The 15,623-nt window shown below is 63.4% G+C and carries 15 protein-coding genes; 5 read left to right on the forward strand and 10 right to left on the reverse strand.

Annotation, left to right across the window (positions count from 1 at the left end; all coding sequences use genetic code 11):
* Window positions 1-99: 99 nt before the first annotated feature.
* Window positions 100-576: a nuclear transport factor 2 family protein gene (locus tag CAG46_RS17615; protein ID WP_085616786.1), complete on the forward strand. Its 477-nt coding sequence runs from the start codon at window positions 100-102 to the stop codon at window positions 574-576.
* Window positions 569-865 (forward strand): GIY-YIG nuclease family protein, encoded by a 297-nt coding sequence (locus CAG46_RS17620; RefSeq protein WP_013971092.1) that lies wholly within the window; start codon window positions 569-571, stop codon window positions 863-865. Before CAG46_RS17615 ends, CAG46_RS17620 begins: the two co-directional genes overlap by 8 nt.
* 123 nt (window positions 866-988) lie before the next feature.
* Here the strand turns inward: CAG46_RS17620 and yejK are convergent, their stop codons facing one another.
* A complete protein-coding gene (gene yejK, locus CAG46_RS17625) occupies window positions 989-1,996 on the reverse strand; it encodes a nucleoid-associated protein YejK (protein ID WP_085616859.1) in 1,008 nt (335 codons plus the stop codon).
* A 370-nt stretch (window positions 1,997-2,366) separates the two neighbouring features.
* On the opposite strand from yejK, the gene CAG46_RS17630 reads away from it, so the two are divergent.
* Window positions 2,367-2,648: an HU family DNA-binding protein gene (locus CAG46_RS17630; RefSeq protein WP_003257928.1), complete on the forward strand. Its 282-nt coding sequence runs from the start codon at window positions 2,367-2,369 to the stop codon at window positions 2,646-2,648.
* A gap of 50 nt (window positions 2,649-2,698) precedes the next feature.
* Here the strand turns inward: CAG46_RS17630 and rlmF are convergent, their stop codons facing one another.
* The 5 genes from rlmF to CAG46_RS17655 form a co-directional block, all read right to left on the reverse strand.
* Window positions 2,699-3,652, reverse strand: coding sequence for a 23S rRNA (adenine(1618)-N(6))-methyltransferase RlmF (gene rlmF, locus CAG46_RS17635; protein ID WP_085616784.1), 954 nt, complete (start codon window positions 3,650-3,652; stop codon window positions 2,699-2,701).
* A 178-nt stretch (window positions 3,653-3,830) separates the two neighbouring features.
* Window positions 3,831-6,677 carry a valine--tRNA ligase gene (locus CAG46_RS17640; protein ID WP_085616782.1) on the reverse strand — a complete coding sequence of 949 codons (2,847 nt, stop codon included), beginning with the start codon at window positions 6,675-6,677 and terminating at the stop codon, window positions 3,831-3,833.
* 208 nt (window positions 6,678-6,885) lie between these two features.
* The gene (locus tag CAG46_RS17645; RefSeq protein WP_013971096.1) at window positions 6,886-7,251 is read right to left on the reverse strand and encodes a hypothetical protein; all 366 of its coding nucleotides are present in this window, start codon (window positions 7,249-7,251) and stop codon (window positions 6,886-6,888) included.
* 5 nt (window positions 7,252-7,256) lie between these two features.
* Window positions 7,257-7,688 (reverse strand): DNA polymerase III subunit chi, encoded by a 432-nt coding sequence (locus CAG46_RS17650; RefSeq protein ID WP_025337838.1) that lies wholly within the window; start codon window positions 7,686-7,688, stop codon window positions 7,257-7,259.
* 49 nt (window positions 7,689-7,737) lie between these two features.
* Entirely contained in the window at window positions 7,738-9,231 is a 1,494-nt protein-coding gene (locus CAG46_RS17655; RefSeq protein WP_025337839.1) for a leucyl aminopeptidase, read from the reverse strand.
* Between the two features lie 301 nt (window positions 9,232-9,532).
* Between CAG46_RS17655 and lptF the strand changes: the two genes are divergently transcribed.
* Both lptF and lptG read left to right on the forward strand, forming a co-directional pair.
* Window positions 9,533-10,648 carry an LPS export ABC transporter permease LptF gene (lptF, locus tag CAG46_RS17665; protein WP_025337841.1) on the forward strand — a complete coding sequence of 372 codons (1,116 nt, stop codon included), beginning with the start codon at window positions 9,533-9,535 and terminating at the stop codon, window positions 10,646-10,648.
* Complete coding sequence (gene lptG / locus CAG46_RS17670; protein ID WP_025337842.1) at window positions 10,641-11,702, forward strand: LPS export ABC transporter permease LptG; 1,062 nt, start codon at window positions 10,641-10,643, stop codon at window positions 11,700-11,702. Before lptF ends, lptG begins: the two co-directional genes overlap by 8 nt.
* Before the next feature lie 182 nt (window positions 11,703-11,884).
* On the opposite strand, the gene CAG46_RS17675 is transcribed toward lptG, so the two are convergent.
* The 4 genes from CAG46_RS17675 to CAG46_RS17690 all read right to left on the reverse strand — a co-directional run bounded on the left by CAG46_RS17675 (window position 11,885) and on the right by CAG46_RS17690 (window position 15,559).
* Window positions 11,885-12,373 carry an RDD family protein gene (locus CAG46_RS17675; RefSeq protein WP_075043880.1) on the reverse strand — a complete coding sequence of 163 codons (489 nt, stop codon included), beginning with the start codon at window positions 12,371-12,373 and terminating at the stop codon, window positions 11,885-11,887.
* Between the two features lie 91 nt (window positions 12,374-12,464).
* Window positions 12,465-12,677, reverse strand: a complete 213-nt coding sequence (locus tag CAG46_RS17680; protein WP_075043881.1) for a cold-shock protein — start codon at window positions 12,675-12,677, stop codon at window positions 12,465-12,467.
* Between the two features lie 356 nt (window positions 12,678-13,033).
* On the reverse strand, window positions 13,034-14,155 hold the full coding sequence (gcvT, locus tag CAG46_RS17685) for a glycine cleavage system aminomethyltransferase GcvT (RefSeq protein WP_085616780.1): 1,122 nt from the start codon (window positions 14,153-14,155) through the stop codon (window positions 13,034-13,036).
* A gap of 27 nt (window positions 14,156-14,182) precedes the next feature.
* Entirely contained in the window at window positions 14,183-15,559 is a 1,377-nt protein-coding gene (locus CAG46_RS17690) for an L-serine ammonia-lyase (RefSeq protein WP_085616777.1), read from the reverse strand.
* Window positions 15,560-15,623: the final 64 nt, after the last annotated feature.

Raw genomic sequence — 15,623 nt, forward strand, 5'->3', positions numbered from 1 at the left:
CCTGTGGGAGCGGGTTTACCCGCGAAAGGGCCGGTACTGGCATAAGCAACCGGGGCAGATTATCGTGCTGCTTTCATCCCCAGGACGGACCAGCCCCCCATGAGCGACGCCAACCGCGACCTGATCACCCGCTTCTACCAGGCCTTCCAGCGCCTGGATGCCGAGGCCATGGTCGCCTGCTACAGCGACGATATCGTCTTCAGCGACCCGGTCTTCGGCACCTTGCGCGGCAAGGATGCAGGTGACATGTGGCGAATGCTCACCAGCCGTGCCAAGGACTTCACCCTGACCTTCGACAACGTCCGCGCCGATGAACGCACGGGCGCCGCACATTGGGTGGCCACCTACCTGTTCAGCCAGACCGGCCGCATCGTGGTCAACGATATCCAGGCGCGTTTCGTGATCCGTGACGGGCTGATCTGCCAGCACGATGACCAATTCGACTTGTGGCGCTGGTCGCGGCAGGCGCTGGGTGTGCCTGGCATGCTGCTGGGCTGGTCGCCGTTGGTGCAGAACAAGGTGCGCCAGCAGGCGTTCACAGGATTGCGAGCATTCCAGCAGGCCCAGGGTGAGTGAGCCCGTCGAAATTGCCGCGAGCAAACCCTGGTATGTCTACTTGGTAAGGGCTGCCAATGGATCGCTGTATTGCGGTATCAGCGATGACCCGCAGCGGCGCTTTCTGGCGCACCAGAAGGGGCAGGGCGCGCGCTACTTCAAGACCAGCCCGGCCCAGGCGCTGGTGTATGTGGAGCAATGGCCGGACAAGGGCGAGGCGTTACGCCAGGAGCGGCTGGTGAAGCGGCTGCGCAAGTCGGCGAAGGAGGCTTTGGTGGCCTCCTATGGCGCAGTAGTGGCTGCTAATTAGGGCCGCTTCGCGCCCCATCGCCGGCAAGCCAGCTCCCACCTCGACCGCCTTGACCGCAAGCCATGTGCTACCCCTGTGGGAGCTGGCTTGCCGGCGATGGGCTGCCCAGCAGCCCCGGGGCCATCAGTCCTTGCGCCGCTTCAACTGATCCACCAAGGTGGTCGGAAGGCCCTTGATGATCAAGGTCCCTGCCTCTTCGTCATACTCGACCTTGTCCCCCAGCAGGTGCGCTTCGAAGCTGATCGACAACCCCTCGGCACGGCCGGTGAAACGGCGGAACTGGTTGAGGGTGCGCTTGTCTGCGGGGATTTCCGGCGACAGGCCGTAGTCCTTGTTGCGGATGTGGTCGTAGAACGCCTTGGGCCGGTCCTCGTCGATCAGGCTGGACAGCTCTTCCAGCGTGACCGGCTCGCCCAGCTTGGTCTGGGTAGTGGCGTACTCGACCAGGGTCTGGGTTTTTTCGCGGGCAGACTCTTCCGGCAGGTCTTCGCTCTCGACGAAGTCACTGAAGGCCTTGAGCAGGGTGCGGGTTTCGCCCGGGCCGTCGACGCCCTCCTGGCAGCCGATGAAGTCGCGGAAGTAGTCCGAGACCTTCTTGCCGTTCTTGCCCTTGATGAACGAAATGTACTGTTTGGAGTTCTGGTTGTTCTTCCACTCCGACAGGTTGATGCGCGCCGCCAGGTGCAGCTGGCCAAGGTCGAGGTGGCGCGAAGGCATCACGTCGAGCTCGGCGTTCACCGCCACGCCTTCGCTGTGGTGCAGCAGGGCGATCGCCAGGTATTCGGTCATGCCTTGCTGGTAATGGGCAAACAGGATGTGGCCGCCGGTGGACAGGTTGGACTCTTCCATCAGCTTCTGCAGGTGCTCCACGGCCACGCGGCTGAACCCGGTAAAGTCCTTTTCTTCGTCCAGGTACTGCTTCAGCCAGCCGCTCAGCGGGTAGGCGCCGGACTCGCCGTGGAAAAAGCCCCAGGCCTTGCCTTGCTTGGCGTTATAGCTGTCGTTGAGGTCGGCCAGCAGGTTTTCGATGGCGTCGGAGGCGGCCAGTTCGCAATCACGGGCATGCAGCACGGCGGGGCTGCCATCGGGCTTTTTGTCGATCAGGTGAACGATGCAATGACGGATTGGCATGGAATTCTCGGCGAGCTGCAAAAGTCGTCCAGTTTACCCTAGACACAAGGTGGTGCAGTGGCCGGATGTTGGCAGAAATGCCGGTTGTTCGTTTTTTGTTCAAATTTGTGCGTTTTAGGCTAAAACCCCCGAAAAACCTGCATTAAATCGAAGCGCGCAGCGGATATTTATCCGTTCCTGTGGTAGCTTTGCGCGGTCTTGCGCCCCTTGTGTGGCGCATTGCTGGCAGCGTGCTGTCGTCGTGTCGAACCAAACGTCGATTTACGTATCTACATACGCGATTGGCGCGGCCCTCCACTTTCAGGGGCTGGCCCGATAACGTCGTAGTCCGCTGCATAACCATCGAATTTGATAGGGAAGGAACACCACCATGGCATTGACCAAAGACCAACTGATTGCCGACATCGCCGAATCGATCGCCGCGCCAAAAGCCACCGCCAAGAACGCTCTGGAGCAACTGGGCCAGATCGTTGCCGACCAGCTGGAAAACGGCGCTGAAATCACTCTGCCAGGCATCGGCAAGCTGAAAGTCGCTGAGCGTCCTGCCCGTACCGGCCGCAACCCTTCGACTGGCGCTGCCATCGAAATCGCTGCCAAGAAAGTCGTCAAGTTCGTTCCAGCCAAAGTGCTGACCGACGCCATCAACAAGTAATTGTTGAAGCTTTGACGAAACCGCGCCCGGCTTGCCCGGGCGCGGTTTTTTCATGCCTGGGTTTTACGCCTGGCGTGCCAGGCTTGGCGTGCGGCGTCGTCGTGGAAGCTCCAGGCGACCATGCGGCTTTGCTTCTGCCCTTGGCCCATTTCACTGATGCGCACGGCCTTGGCGCCCGCTTTCCTGAGCGCAGCCTCGATCCCCGGCAGGTTGCTGGCCTTGGACACCAGGCTGGTGAACCACAGTACCCGTTCGGCGTACTGCACGCTTTCGCTGACCAGTTGGCTGACAAAGCGGATCTCGCCGCCTTCGCACCACAGTTCGTTGTTCTGGCCGCCGAAGTTGAGCACCGGCAGCTTGCGCTTGGGGTCCTGCTTGCCGAGGTTCTTCCACTTGCGCTGGCTGCCACGGGTGGCTTCGTCGCGTGAGGAATGGAAGGGCGGGTTGCACAGGGTGAGGTCGAAGCGTTCGCCCTCCTGCAGCAGGCCGCTGAAGATGTGTGCACGGTTGGCCTGCTGGCGCAGGGTGATGGCCTTGCCCAGGCCATTGGCCTGGACGATGGCCTTGGCCGAAGCCAGGGCCACGGGGTCGATGTCCGAGCCGAGGAAGCGCCAGCGGTAGTCGCTGTGGCCCAGCAGCGGGTAGATGCAGTTGGCCCCCACGCCGATGTCCAGCGCCCGCACCTGGGCGCCCTTGGGGATCTCGCCGGCATTGTCGTCGGCCAGCAGGTCGGCGGCCACGTGGATGTAGTCGGCGCGGCCGGGAATCGGCGGGCACAGGTAGTCGGCGGGGATATCCCAGTGCTGGATGCCGTACTGGGCCTTCAGCAGGGCACGGTTGAACACCCGCACGGCCTCGGGGTTGGCGAAGTCGATGCTGGGTTTGCCGTGGGGGTTGGTGATGGTGAAGCGCGCCAGGTCAGGGTGGGCCTTGATCAGGCTGGGGAAGTCGTAGCGGCCCTGGTGGCGGTTGCGCGGGTGCAGGGTGGGTTTGTTCGGGGTCATGGCAGTGTCCAGCCCTATACGAGCGGTGGCTGATAGAGCCTGGGGCTGCTTTGCAGCCCTTTCGCGACACAAGGCCGCTCCTACAGGATAGCGGCGCCCTTCAGACCGGCGCCGTCCCTGTAGGAGCGGCCTTGTGTCGCGAAAGGGCCGCAAAGCGGCCCCGGCTTTTCTCTAGTGATTAAAGCGCTGCAATCCGCGCATGCTGCTCGGTGAAGTTGGCCAGGGCCTGTTCGGACTCGGCCAGCTTGGCGCGTTCCTTCTCGATCACGGCAGCTGGTGCCTTGTCGACGAAGGCGGCGTTGGACAGCTTGCCACCCACGCGTGCCACTTCACCCTGCAGGCGCTGGATTTCCTTGTTCAGGCGCGCCAGCTCGGCATCCTTGTCGATCAGGCCGGCCATTGGCACCAGCACTTGCAGGTCACCGACCAGGGCGGTGGCCGACAGCGGCGCTTCGTCGGCATCGCCCAGTACGGTGAACGATTCGACCTTGGCCAGCTTCTTCAGCAGGGCTTCGTTTTCCTGCAGGCGACGCTGGTCGTCGGCGTTGGCGTTCTTCAGGAACAGCGGCAGCGGCTTGCCCGGGCCGATGTTCATTTCGGCGCGGATGTTGCGCAGGCCGACCATCAGCTCCTTGAGCCACTCGATGTCGCCTTCGGCGGCAGCATCGATGCGGCTTTCATTGGCCACCGGCCATGGCTGCAGCATGATGGTCTTGCCTTCGATGCCGGCCAGCGGCGCGATGCGCTGCCAGATTTCTTCGGTGATGAACGGCATGAACGGGTGCGCCAGGCGCAGCGCCACTTCCAGCACGCGCACCAAGGTGCGGCGAGTGCCACGGGCGCGCTCGACCGGGGCGTTCTCGTCCCACAGCACCGGCTTGGACAGCTCCAGGTACCAGTCGCAGTACTGGTTCCAGATGAACTCGTACAGCGCCTGGCTGGCCAGGTCGAAGCGGAACTGCTCCAGCTGGCGGGTCACTTCGGCTTCGGTACGCTGCAGCTGCGAGATGATCCAGCGGTCGGCCAGCGAAAGCTCGTAGGCTTCGCCGTTCTGACCGCAGTCCTCGCCCTTGTCCAGCACGTAGCGGGCGGCGTTCCAGATCTTGTTGCAGAAGTTGCGGTAGCCTTCGACGCGGCCCATGTCGAACTTGATGTCGCGGCCGGTGGAGGCCAGCGAGCAGAAGGTGAAGCGTAGGGCGTCGGTGCCGTAGCTGGCGATACCTTCGGGGAACTCGGCCTTGGTCTGCTTGGCGATCTTCTCGGCAAGCTTGGGCTGCATCATGCCGCTGGTGCGTTTTTCCAGCAGGGCGTCGAGGGTGATGCCGTCGACGATGTCCAGCGGGTCCAGCACGTTGCCCTTGGACTTGGACATCTTCTGGCCCTGGCCGTCACGTACCAGACCGTGCACGTACACGGTCTTGAACGGTACCTGCGGGGTGCCATCCTCGTTCTTGATCAGGTGCATGGTCAGCATGATCATGCGCGCAACCCAGAAGAAGATGATGTCGAAGCCGGTCACCAGCACGTCGGTGGAGTGGAACTTCTTGAGGAACTCGGTCTGTTCCGGCCAGCCCAGGGTAGAGAAGGTCCACAGGCCCGAACTGAACCAGGTGTCGAGTACGTCGTCGTCCTGGCGCAGAACAACGTCGGCGCCCAGGTTGTGCTTGGCGCGCACTTCTTCCTCGTTGCGGCCGACATAGACCTGGCCGGCCTCGTCGTACCATGCCGGGATGCGGTGGCCCCACCACAGCTGGCGGCTGATGCACCAGTCCTGGATGTCACGCATCCAGGAGAAGTACATGTTCTCGTACTGCTTGGGCACGAACTGGATGCGGCCATCTTCCACGGCGGCGATGGCAGGTTCTGCCAGCGGCTTGGTGGAAACGTACCACTGGTCGGTCAGCCACGGCTCGATGACGGTGCCCGAACGGTCGCCTTTCGGCACTTTCAGCGCGTGGTCGTCGATGCTCACCAGCAGGCCCTGGGCATCCAGGTCGGCGACGATCTGCTTGCGCGCGACGAAGCGGTCGAGGTTGGCGTACTGGGCCGGCAGGCGGGTGTCCACCTGCTCGTTGACGCTGCCGTCGAGGTTGAAGGCCTGCGCGCTGGCCAGCACGAAGGCGTTCTTGTCGAAGATGTTCAGCAGCGGCAGGTTGTGGCGCTTGCCAACTTCGTAGTCGTTGAAGTCGTGGGCTGGGGTGATCTTCACGCAGCCGGTACCGAACTCGGGGTCGCAGTAGTCGTCGGCGATGATCGGGATGCGGCGGCCGACCAGTGGCAGTTCGACGAACTTGCCGATCAGTGCCTGGTAGCGCTCGTCGTTCGGGTTGACCGCCACGGCGGCGTCACCCAGCAGGGTTTCCGGACGGGTGGTGGCGACTACCAGGTAGTCCTTGCCTTCGGCGGTCTTGGCGCCGTCGGCCAGTGGGTAGCGCAGGTTCCACAGGTGGCCCTTCTCGTCGTGGTTTTCCACTTCGAGGTCGGAGATGGCCGTGTGCAGCTTGGTGTCCCAGTTGACCAGGCGCTTGCCGCGGTAGATCAGGCCGTCTTCATGCAGGCGCACGAAGGCTTCCTTGACCGCTTCGGACAGGCCGTCGTCCATGGTGAAGCGCTCGCGGCTCCAGTCGACCGACGAGCCCAGGCGGCGGATCTGACGGCTGATGTTGCCACCGGACTGATCCTTCCATTCCCAGACCTTTTCCAGGAACTTTTCGCGGCCCAGGTCATGCCGGTTCTGGCCCTTGGCCTCGAGTTGGCGCTCGACCAGCATCTGGGTGGCGATACCGGCGTGGTCGGTGCCTGGCTGCCACAGGGTGTCGCGGCCTTGCATGCGGCGGAAACGGATCAGGGCGTCCATGATCGCGTTGTTGAACCCGTGGCCCATGTGCAGGCTGCCGGTCACGTTCGGCGGCGGGATCATGATGGTGTAGGACTCGCCTGCACCTTGTGGGGCGAAATAGTTCTCGGACTCCCAGGTGTTGTACCAGGAAGTTTCGATGGCGTGCGGCTGGTAGGTCTTATCCATGCGCGGCGGGACCCTGTGCATTTATTCGGGAAAGCCGGGAAGTATAACCAAGCTGGGGGCCGCAGGCGACAAGCTGCTGCTATCTGGCAGGCAGGGACGGCCTATTCGCGGGTAAACCCGCTCCCACAGGAGCTGCGCAAGCTTTGAGACTTGCGCCGGTCCTGTGGGAGCGGGTTTACCCGCGAAGAAGCACCGCCGAAGTTCGGTTTTACTCGGAACGCTTGATCAACCGCTCGATCCGCGCATCCAGCCGGCGCTTGATCTCGTTCTCGATGTGCGGGGTGAAGTCGTTGATCACGTCCTGCATGATCATCTGCGCCGCCGCACGCAGTTCGCTTTCCAGGTGCAGCAGGGTGTCCTGGCGACGGGTCTGCGGGTCATCTTCGGGTTCGGCAGCTACCGGTTCGGCCGCAGGCACATGATTGCCGGGCGCTTCTTCCAGCAGCAACGGGATCTGCTCCACCGTCTCGGTCAGCAGCGGCGGTTGCAGGTCGGCGTCGCCAAGCAACTGGCGTATCGACTCGAGGTCATCGAGCAGATGGGCGGAATCGGGCAGGGGGGAGGGCTTGTCCATCGTCGTCAAAGTCGCTGTAAGCGGTGGTCTTGCAGAGCATAGCCCTGTTCACGGTAGAAACGGAATCGTTCACGGGCCGATTGGCGGATGCCAGGCTCTTCAACGACGATTTCGGCCACCCGTTCGAACTGGCCGACGAAGGCCGGTACGCCGGCGCCCAGGTTGATCAACAGGTCGTGGTGATCGCCTGCACTGTCGGCGGCCAGGCCCAATGCCACGCTGGCATCGGCATGCACTTCCGCGAGATCGTGGGGCACGAAGGCCTCGCCCTTGAAACGCCACAGGCGTTGGTCCAGCTCGCTGCGCTGCTCGGCGTCCTGGCAATGCAGGTAGACCCGGTGGCCAAGGCGCCAGGCCTTTTCGCACAGCTTGCAGGCGAAATCGAGCCGCGCCGACAGCGAGTCGGTGGGCAGGATGTAGAAATCGACTTTGCTCATGGTGGTATCGCCGGCCGGTGGCGCGCGGGGCGCCACCGGCTTCATGGCGTCAGGCGCCAGCGCGGTCCAGCAGGTACTGGGTCAGCAGGGGCACAGGGCGGCCAGTGGCGCCCTTGTCCTTGCCACCGCTGACCCAGGCGGTGCCGGCGATGTCCATGTGCGCCCAGTCGTAGGCCTTGGCAAAGCGCGACAGGAAGCAGCCGGCGGTGATGGTGCCGGCCTTCGGCCCGCCGATGTTGCCCATGTCGGCGAACGGGCTGTCCAGCTGCTCCTGGTACTCATCGAACAGCGGCAGCTGCCAGGCACGGTCGTCGGCGCGCTTGCCGGCGTCGAGCAACTGGCCGACCAGGTCGTCGTTGTTGCCCATCAGGCCGGTAGTGTGGCTGCCCAGGGCGACGATGCAGGCACCGGTCAGGGTGGCGATGTCGATGACTGCCTGCGGCTTGAAGCGCTCGGCGTAGGTCAGGGTGTCGCACAGCACCAGGCGGCCTTCGGCGTCGGTGTTGAGGATTTCCACGGTCTGCCCGCTCATGGTGGTGACGATGTCACCCGGGCGGGTGGCGCCGCCGCTCGGCATGTTCTCGGCGCAGGCCAGCAGGCACACCAGGTTGACCGGCAGCTGCAGCTCGAGCACCGCACGCAGGGTGCCGAGCACGCTGGCGGCACCGCACATGTCGTACTTCATTTCGTCCATGCCGGCACCAGGCTTGAGGCTGATGCCGCCGGTGTCGAAGGTAATGCCCTTGCCCACCAGCACGAACGGCTTGTCCGCCTTCTTGCCGCCCTGGTAGTTGAGCACGATCAGGCGTGGTGGCTGGTCGCTGCCCTGGCCGACGGCGTAGAACGCGCCCATGCCCAGGTCCTTGATCTTCTTCTCGTCCAGCACTTCGACTTTCAGCGCCTTGTGCGCCTTGCCCAGGTCCTTGGCCTGTTCGGCCAGGAAGCTTGGGTGGCACAGGTTGGGCGGCAGGTTGCCCAGGTCGCGGGTGAAAGCCATGCCGGTGGCGATGGCGCTTGCATGCTTGACGGCACGCTCGACCTCGGCCTGGCCGGCCTTGTCGGCCAGCAGGGTGACCTTCTTCAGGGCGCGCGGCTCGGCCTTCTGGCTCTTGAAGCGATCGAACACGTATTCGCCGTCGAGCAGGGTTTCGGCCAGCAGGCGGTACTTGCCATAGTGGGCATCGCGGTTGCTGACCGCGATGTCGTCCAGGGCCAGCACTGCGTCAGCGCCGTTCAGGCCCTTGAGCACGCCGGCGACGCTGGCGACCAGTTTGCGCCAGGCGCGGTCGCCCAGGGCTTCGTCCTTGCCGCTGCCCACCAGCAGCACGCGCTCGGCCTTCAGGCCCGCGAGGTTCTGCAGGAGCAGGGTCTGGCCCGGCTTGCCGGCCAGGTCGCCACGCTTGAGCACGGCACTGATGGCGCCCTCGCTGGCCTGGTCGACGGCCTTGGCCACGGCGCCGAGCTTGCGGTTTTCACCTACCGGGAGGACCAGGGTGGCGGTTTTTACGGATGCAGCAGCTACGCTTTTTACAACCAGTTCCATGTCAGGATCCCCGAATGATCGATACAGTCGGCGCTGTGTGTTCCAGCGCTCTGGACAGGCCTGGCCGCGTCGTCGCGCGCCAGCGGAAAAGCTGCCAGTTTGAGCCTGCGGCAAGCGTGCTGACAACCCCGTTATGCGCCTTCATGCGCGGCGAAGTGACAGGGGCGGTCAATCACAGGATAATGCGCGCACTTTACATGGAGGTTCGCCTTTGGCGAACCGGCATTGGTCTTGGCTGTACTAAGTCATTGTCTGGCGCCATTGATTGGCAGTCCGCCCTGACAACCCAGGAGTGTCTGGTTTGATCGTCTTTCGTTATCTGTCCCGCGAGGTCCTGGTGACCTTGAGCGCCGTCAGCGCCGTGCTGCTGGTGATCATCATGAGTGGGCGCTTCATCAAGTACCTGGCCCAGGCTGCCCAGGGTGTGCTCGACCCGAGCGTGCTGTTCCTGATCATGGGCTTCCGTCTGCCGGGCTTCCTGCAGCTGATCCTGCCTCTGGGGCTGTTCCTCGGCATTCTCCTGGCGTACGGGCGCCTGTACCTGGAAAGCGAGATGACCGTGCTGTCGGCCACCGGCATGAGCCAGCAGCGCCTGCTGGGCCTGACCATGGCACCGGCCGCCCTGGTCGCCCTGCTGGTGGCCTGGCTTAGCCTGAGCCTGGCGCCGCTGGGTGTTGCCCAGGTGCAGCAGATCATCAGCCAGCAGGATGCCCTGACCGAGTTCGACACCCTGGTGCCGGGCCGCTTCCAGACCCTGCGCGACGGCTCGCGGGTGACCTATACCGAAGAGCTGTCGGACGACCGCATCAACCTGGCCGGGGTGTTCATTTCCGAGAAGCGCTTCAACCAGGACAAGACCAAGGACCGCGCCCCGTCGGTGCTGGTTGCCGAAAAAGGCCACCAGGAAATCCAGGCCGACGGCAACCGCTATCTGGTGCTGGAAAACGGTTACCGTTACGACGGCAACCCGGGCCAGGCCGATTACCGTGCAATCAAGTACGACACCTACGGCGTGCTGCTGCCCAAGCCGGAAGTCGCCGAGGAAGTGACCGATCGCGAAGCCATCCCCACTTCCGAGCTGATCGGCAAGAAAGGTCTGCGTGAGCGCGCCGAGCTGCAATGGCGGCTGTCGCTGCCGATCCTGGTGTTCATCGTCACCATGCTGGCGGTGCCGCTGTCCCGGGTCAACCCGCGCCAGGGCCGCTTCCTCAAGCTGCTGCCGGCAATTCTTCTGTACATGGCCTACCTGACAATGCTGATTTCCGTACGCGGCGCCCTCGAGAAGGGCAAACTGCCGATCGCCCTGGGCATGTGGTGGGTCCACGGCCTGTTCCTGCTGATCGGCCTGGGCCTGATGTACTGGGAGCCGCTGCGTCTCAAACGCGCCGCCCGTCGTGCGGAGGTGGCCCATGGGTAAGCTCGACCGCTACATCGGCCAGAGCGTGCTGCTGGCCATCCTCGCCGTGCTGGGGATCATCCTCGGCCTGGCTTCGCTGTTTGCCTTCATCGACGAGATGAGCGACCTGAGTGACACCTACACGGTGATGGAGGCGGGCAACTTCGTCCTGCTGACTGCACCGCGGCGCCTGTATGAAATGCTGCCGATGGCCGCCTTGATCGGCTGCCTGATTGGTCTGGGCAGCCTGGCCAGCAGCAGCGAACTGACCATCATGCGTGCTGCCGGGGTTTCCATCGGGCGCATCGTCTGGGCGGTGATGAAGCCGATGCTGGTACTGATGCTGGTCGGCCTGCTGATCGGCGAGTACGTGGCGCCGGTGACCGAGAACAAGGCCCAGGCCGACCGTTCCCTGGCCCAGGGTGGTGGTGATGCGCAAAGCTCCAAGCGCGGCATGTGGCACCGCCAGGGCGAGGAGTACGTGCACATCAACGCCGTGCAGCCCAACGGCCTGCTGCTGGGTGTGACTCGTTACCGCTTCGACAGCGAGCGCAAGATCGTCACCTCGAGCTTTGCCCGCCGTGCACAGTACCAGGACGACCACTGGATGCTCAGCGACGTGCGCACCACCTTCTTCCGTGGCGATCACACCGAAGTGGTGACCGCGCCGCAGGAGCGCTGGGACGTTTCGCTCACGCCGCAACTGCTCAATACCGTGATCCTGGCGCCGGAGTCGCTGTCCATCACCGGGCTGTGGGACTACATCCACTACCTGTCCGACCAGGGCCTGAACAATGCCCGTTACTGGCTGGCGTTCTGGACCAAGGTATTGCAGCCGATGGTGACCGCGGCGCTGGTGCTGATGGCCATTTCCTTCATCTTCGGCCCGCTGCGTTCGGTAACCCTTGGCCAGCGCGTGTTCACCGGTGTACTGGTGGGCTTCGTGTTCCGCATCGCCCAGGACCTGCTGGGGCCTTCGAGCCAGGTGTTCGGCTTCCCGCCGCTGCTGGCGGTGGTGATCCCGGCAGGCATCTGTGCGCTGGCCGGTGTGTGGTTGTTGCGCCGGGCAGGTTGATGGCCTGAGCTGTACAAAAAAGCCGGCCTCAGGGTCGGCTTTTTCATGGGTGTTCGGCTGTGCTGGCCCCTTCGCGGGTAAACCCGCTCCCACAGGAATCGCACCGGTCGTGATGCCTGTGCTGTACCTGTGGGAGCGGGTTTACCCGCGAAGAGGCCAGCACAGGCAATACAGGTCTCAGTTCATTTCTTCTGCTTCGGCACCCGCACCAGCTGGCTTTCCGAATAGATGTCATGCCAGCCCCGCTGGCGCTTGTCGATCAAAACCCAGAAAAACCCCAGCCCCAGGCACAGCCACGAGGCAATCGACACCACGAAGCGCAGCAGCGCCTGCCACAGGCTGATGGCTGTGCCATCGGCGTTCTGCACCCGCACGCCCCACACCTGCATGCCCAGGGTCTGCCCGCCATGGGTCCAGAACTTGGCAAAGAAACCGAACAGGACGAACAGCAACACGGTGGACAACAGCGGGTCGCCGTCCAGTGCGCCAGCCTCGGTCAGCTCACGCATGCGGGCTTCGCCGATGATCGCCATCTGGATCATCTTGTAGGCACCGGCGGTCACGATCAGCAGCGCCGTGCACAGCAGGAAGTCGTAGAACATCGCCGCCAGGCGCCGGCCCAGGCCGACCGGCGGAAAATCACCCTGGGGTGTGAGCAGAGGCTTGGACATGCAAAACGGCTCCAGAAGACGAAGCCGCTATTCTACGGGCAAAAAAAAGCCCCTGCACTTGGCAGGGGCTTTTCTCGAAGTCGGGTTCAGCTTAGCCGATGACCTGAACTTTGTCAGCCTGCAGGCCTTTCTGGCCCTGCACTGCTTCGAAGGAGACCTTCTGGCCTTCTTTCAGGCTCTTGAAGCCGTTGCCTTCGATAGCGCGGAAGTGCACGAACAGATCAGCACCGCTTTCCGGGGTGATGAAACCGTAACCTTTTTCGTCATTGAACCACTTGACGGTACCGTTCTGACGCTCAGCCATTGTCTTATTTCCTATGAAGCTTGAATTTTGATGACAGTTTCTTTTGCAATAAAGGAAGCAAAAGATTACTGGGCTGGGTTGCAGGAAAGTAAGAGACGTCGAACGGGTTGTAGCAGATTGCGGCTACTGGCCCAGGTCACGAACTGTTGCGACCCATGCAAACACAGTGCAGTGACTCTACGCCAACTCCCGAGCGAAAAACAAGCCCTTGGTCGTATGGAAAATCGGCCGTTTGCCGATAACCGACCGATTTGTCGGAAACGGCATGGCGCCTGGCCTGGCGCCATGTTCAAAAGTTATTGGACAGGTTCGAAAACGAATATGTCGAACCTGCCCGCAACCTTCACAAAGCGGCTTCAGCCCCGGTAGTAACGTTGTGCCACGAAAGGCATTTTGCTGACTTTCAAGGCAACCTTCTTGCCGCGCACCACGGCAAACAATGAGGTGTCGATAGCGCTATGTTCACTATCGATATAACCCATTGCTACAGGTGCACCGAGTGTCGGGCCAAAGCCCCCGCTGCACACTTTGCCTACAGGTTTATCGTTTGCATCGACAATATCCGCGCCTTCACGTACTGGGGTACGCTCCTGCGGCAACAGGCCCACACGTTTGCGCGCCACACCATCGCGCTGATGAGCGAGTATGGCCTCGGCACCCGGGAAACCGGCGGCACGCGCGCCATCGGCACGGCGAACCTTGGAAATGGCCCACAACAGGCTGGCTTCCACCGGCGTGGTCTCGGTGTTCATGTCGTGGCCATACAGGCACAGGCCGGCTTCCAGGCGCAGCGAGTCACGCGCACCCAGGCCGATCGGCTGTACTTCCGGCTCGGCCAGCAGGCGGCGGGCCAGGGCTTCGGCGGCATGTACCGGTACCGAGATTTCGTAGCCGTCTTCGCCGGTGTAGCCCGAGCGGCTGACGAAGCAGTCTTCACCCAGCAGTTTCACCGGGCGGAACTGCATGAAGGTCATGCCGGCCACTTCCGGGGCCAGGCGCTCCAGCACCTTGACCGCCGCCGGGCCTTGCAGGGCCAGCAGGGCGCGCTGCTCGAACAGCGGTTGTACCTCGCAACGGCTGCCGATGTGCGCTTGCAGGTGGGCCAGGTCCTGGTCCTTGCAGGCGGCGTTGACCACGAGGAACAGCGTGTCGTCGCCCAGGTTGGCGACCATCAGGTCGTCGAGGATGCCGCCTTGCTCATTGGTGAACATGGCATAGCGCTGCATGCCCACCGGCAGGTCGATGATATCCACCGGCACCAGGCTTTCCAGGGCCTTGGCGGCATCGCTGCCGCGCAGGGTGATCTGGCCCATGTGCGAGACATCGAACAGGCCGGCCTGCTCGCGGGTGTGCAGGTGTTCCTTGAGCACGCCCAACGGGTACTGCACCGGCATGTCATAGCCGGCGAACGGCACCATGCGCGCACCCAGTTCCAGGTGCAGGGCGTGCAGTGGGGTCTTGAGCAGTGTTTCGGACATCGGTGACTCCTTGCTGTTGTTGTCGGGTCAACATTCGATGATGTTGACGGCCAGGCCGCCACGGGCGGTCTCTTTGTATTTGCTTTTCATGTCGGCGCCGGTCTGGCGCATGGTGCGGATGACCTTGTCGAGCGACACGTAGTGCTGCCCGTCGCCGCGCAAGGCCATGCGCACCGCGTTGATCGCTTTCACCGAGCCCATGGCGTTGCGCTCGATGCAAGGCACCTGGACCAGCCCGCCAATCGGGTCGCAGGTCAGGCCCAGGTTGTGTTCCATGCCGATTTCGGCAGCGTTCTCCACCTGCTGCACGCTGCCGCCCATCACCTCGCACAGCGCCCCGGCGGCCATCGAGCAGGCCACGCCGACCTCGCCCTGGCAGCCTACTTCGGCGCCGGAGATGGAGGCGTTTTCCTTGTACAGGATGCCGATGGCCGCGGCGGTGAGCAGAAACCGCACCACCCCGTCCTCGTTGGCTCCCGGTACGAAGCGCATGTAGTAATGCAGCACCGCCGGGACAATGCCCGCCGCGCCGTTGGTCGGCGCGGTGACCACACGCCCGCCGTAGGCGTTTTCCTCGTTCACTGCCAGGGCATAGAGGTTGACCCAGTCGAGTACCGACAGGGCATCGCGAAGGCTGGCCTCCGGGTTTCGGCTCAGTTGGCGGTACAACGCCGGCGCCCGGCGCTTGACCTTGAGCCCGCCCGGCAGGATGCCTTCATGCTGGCAACCGGCTTCGACGCAATCCTGCATCACCTGCCAGATGCGCAGCAGCCCGGCACGGGTTTCCGCCTCGGGGCGCCAGGCCGCCTCGTTGGCCAGCATTACCTGGCTGATCGACAGGTTTTGCCCGGTGCAATGGCCGAGCAGCTCCTTGGCGGTCTTGAACGGGTAGGTCAGCGGTGTGCTGTCCTCGACGATGCGGTCGTGGCCGGCAGCGTCCTGGTCGACCACGAAACCGCCGCCCACCGAGTAGTACTCGCGGCTGCGGATTTGCAGGCCGGCCTCGTCGAAGGCGCGGAAGATCATGCCGTTGGGGTGGTAGTCCAGCGGCTTGCGAATCATCGCCAGGTGCTGCTTTTCGATGAATGCGATGCTGTGCTCGCCGAGCAGGTTCAGCCGACCGCTGTCGCGGATGACCTGCAGGCGGGCAGGGATGGTGTCGGTGTCGATGACATCGGGGTGTTCGCCTTCAAGGCCCAGCAGCACGGCCTTGTCGCTGCCATGGCCCTTGCCGGTGGCGCCGAGCGAGCCGTACAGCTCGGCCTTGACGCTGACCGTGCGGGCGAGCAGGCCATCACGGCGCAGCCCTTCGGCGAAGCGCGCGGCGGCGCGCATCGGGCCGACCGTGTGCGAGCTGGAGGGGCCGATGCCGATCTTGAACAGGTCGAAGACGCTCAAAGACATTGCTCATTCCCTCCGGTAAGTAAGGCGAGTGCTGCGCACTCGATCGCCGGCAAGCCAGCTCCCA

Source organism: Pseudomonas sp. B23(2017) (genome assembly GCF_002113725.1).
GTDB classification, from domain to species: Bacteria; Pseudomonadota; Gammaproteobacteria; order Pseudomonadales; family Pseudomonadaceae; genus Aquipseudomonas; species Aquipseudomonas putida_Z.

What these genes read in the sequence shown, in the direction of transcription:
- CAG46_RS17675 (WP_075043880.1), bottom strand. Translation starts at nt 12,373, where the DNA reads ATGTCCAAGCCTCTGCTCACACCCCAGGGTGATTTTCCGCCGGTCGGC.
- lptG (WP_025337842.1), top strand. Translation starts at nt 10,641, where the DNA reads ATGGGTAAGCTCGACCGCTACATCGGCCAGAGCGTGCTGCTGGCCATC.
- CAG46_RS17650 (WP_025337838.1), bottom strand. Translation starts at nt 7,688, where the DNA reads ATGAGCAAAGTCGATTTCTACATCCTGCCCACCGACTCGCTGTCGGCG.
- CAG46_RS17690 (WP_085616777.1), bottom strand. Translation starts at nt 15,559, where the DNA reads ATGTCTTTGAGCGTCTTCGACCTGTTCAAGATCGGCATCGGCCCCTCC.
- CAG46_RS17615 (WP_085616786.1), top strand. Translation starts at nt 100, where the DNA reads ATGAGCGACGCCAACCGCGACCTGATCACCCGCTTCTACCAGGCCTTC.
- CAG46_RS17640 (WP_085616782.1), bottom strand. Translation starts at nt 6,677, where the DNA reads ATGGATAAGACCTACCAGCCGCACGCCATCGAAACTTCCTGGTACAAC.
- yejK (WP_085616859.1), bottom strand. Translation starts at nt 1,996, where the DNA reads ATGCCAATCCGTCATTGCATCGTTCACCTGATCGACAAAAAGCCCGAT.
- CAG46_RS17645 (WP_013971096.1), bottom strand. Translation starts at nt 7,251, where the DNA reads ATGGACAAGCCCTCCCCCCTGCCCGATTCCGCCCATCTGCTCGATGAC.
- CAG46_RS17680 (WP_075043881.1), bottom strand. Translation starts at nt 12,677, where the DNA reads ATGGCTGAGCGTCAGAACGGTACCGTCAAGTGGTTCAATGACGAAAAA.
- CAG46_RS17655 (WP_025337839.1), bottom strand. Translation starts at nt 9,231, where the DNA reads ATGGAACTGGTTGTAAAAAGCGTAGCTGCTGCATCCGTAAAAACCGCC.
- rlmF (WP_085616784.1), bottom strand. Translation starts at nt 3,652, where the DNA reads ATGACCCCGAACAAACCCACCCTGCACCCGCGCAACCGCCACCAGGGC.
- gcvT (WP_085616780.1), bottom strand. Translation starts at nt 14,155, where the DNA reads ATGTCCGAAACACTGCTCAAGACCCCACTGCACGCCCTGCACCTGGAA.
- CAG46_RS17630 (WP_003257928.1), top strand. Translation starts at nt 2,367, where the DNA reads ATGGCATTGACCAAAGACCAACTGATTGCCGACATCGCCGAATCGATC.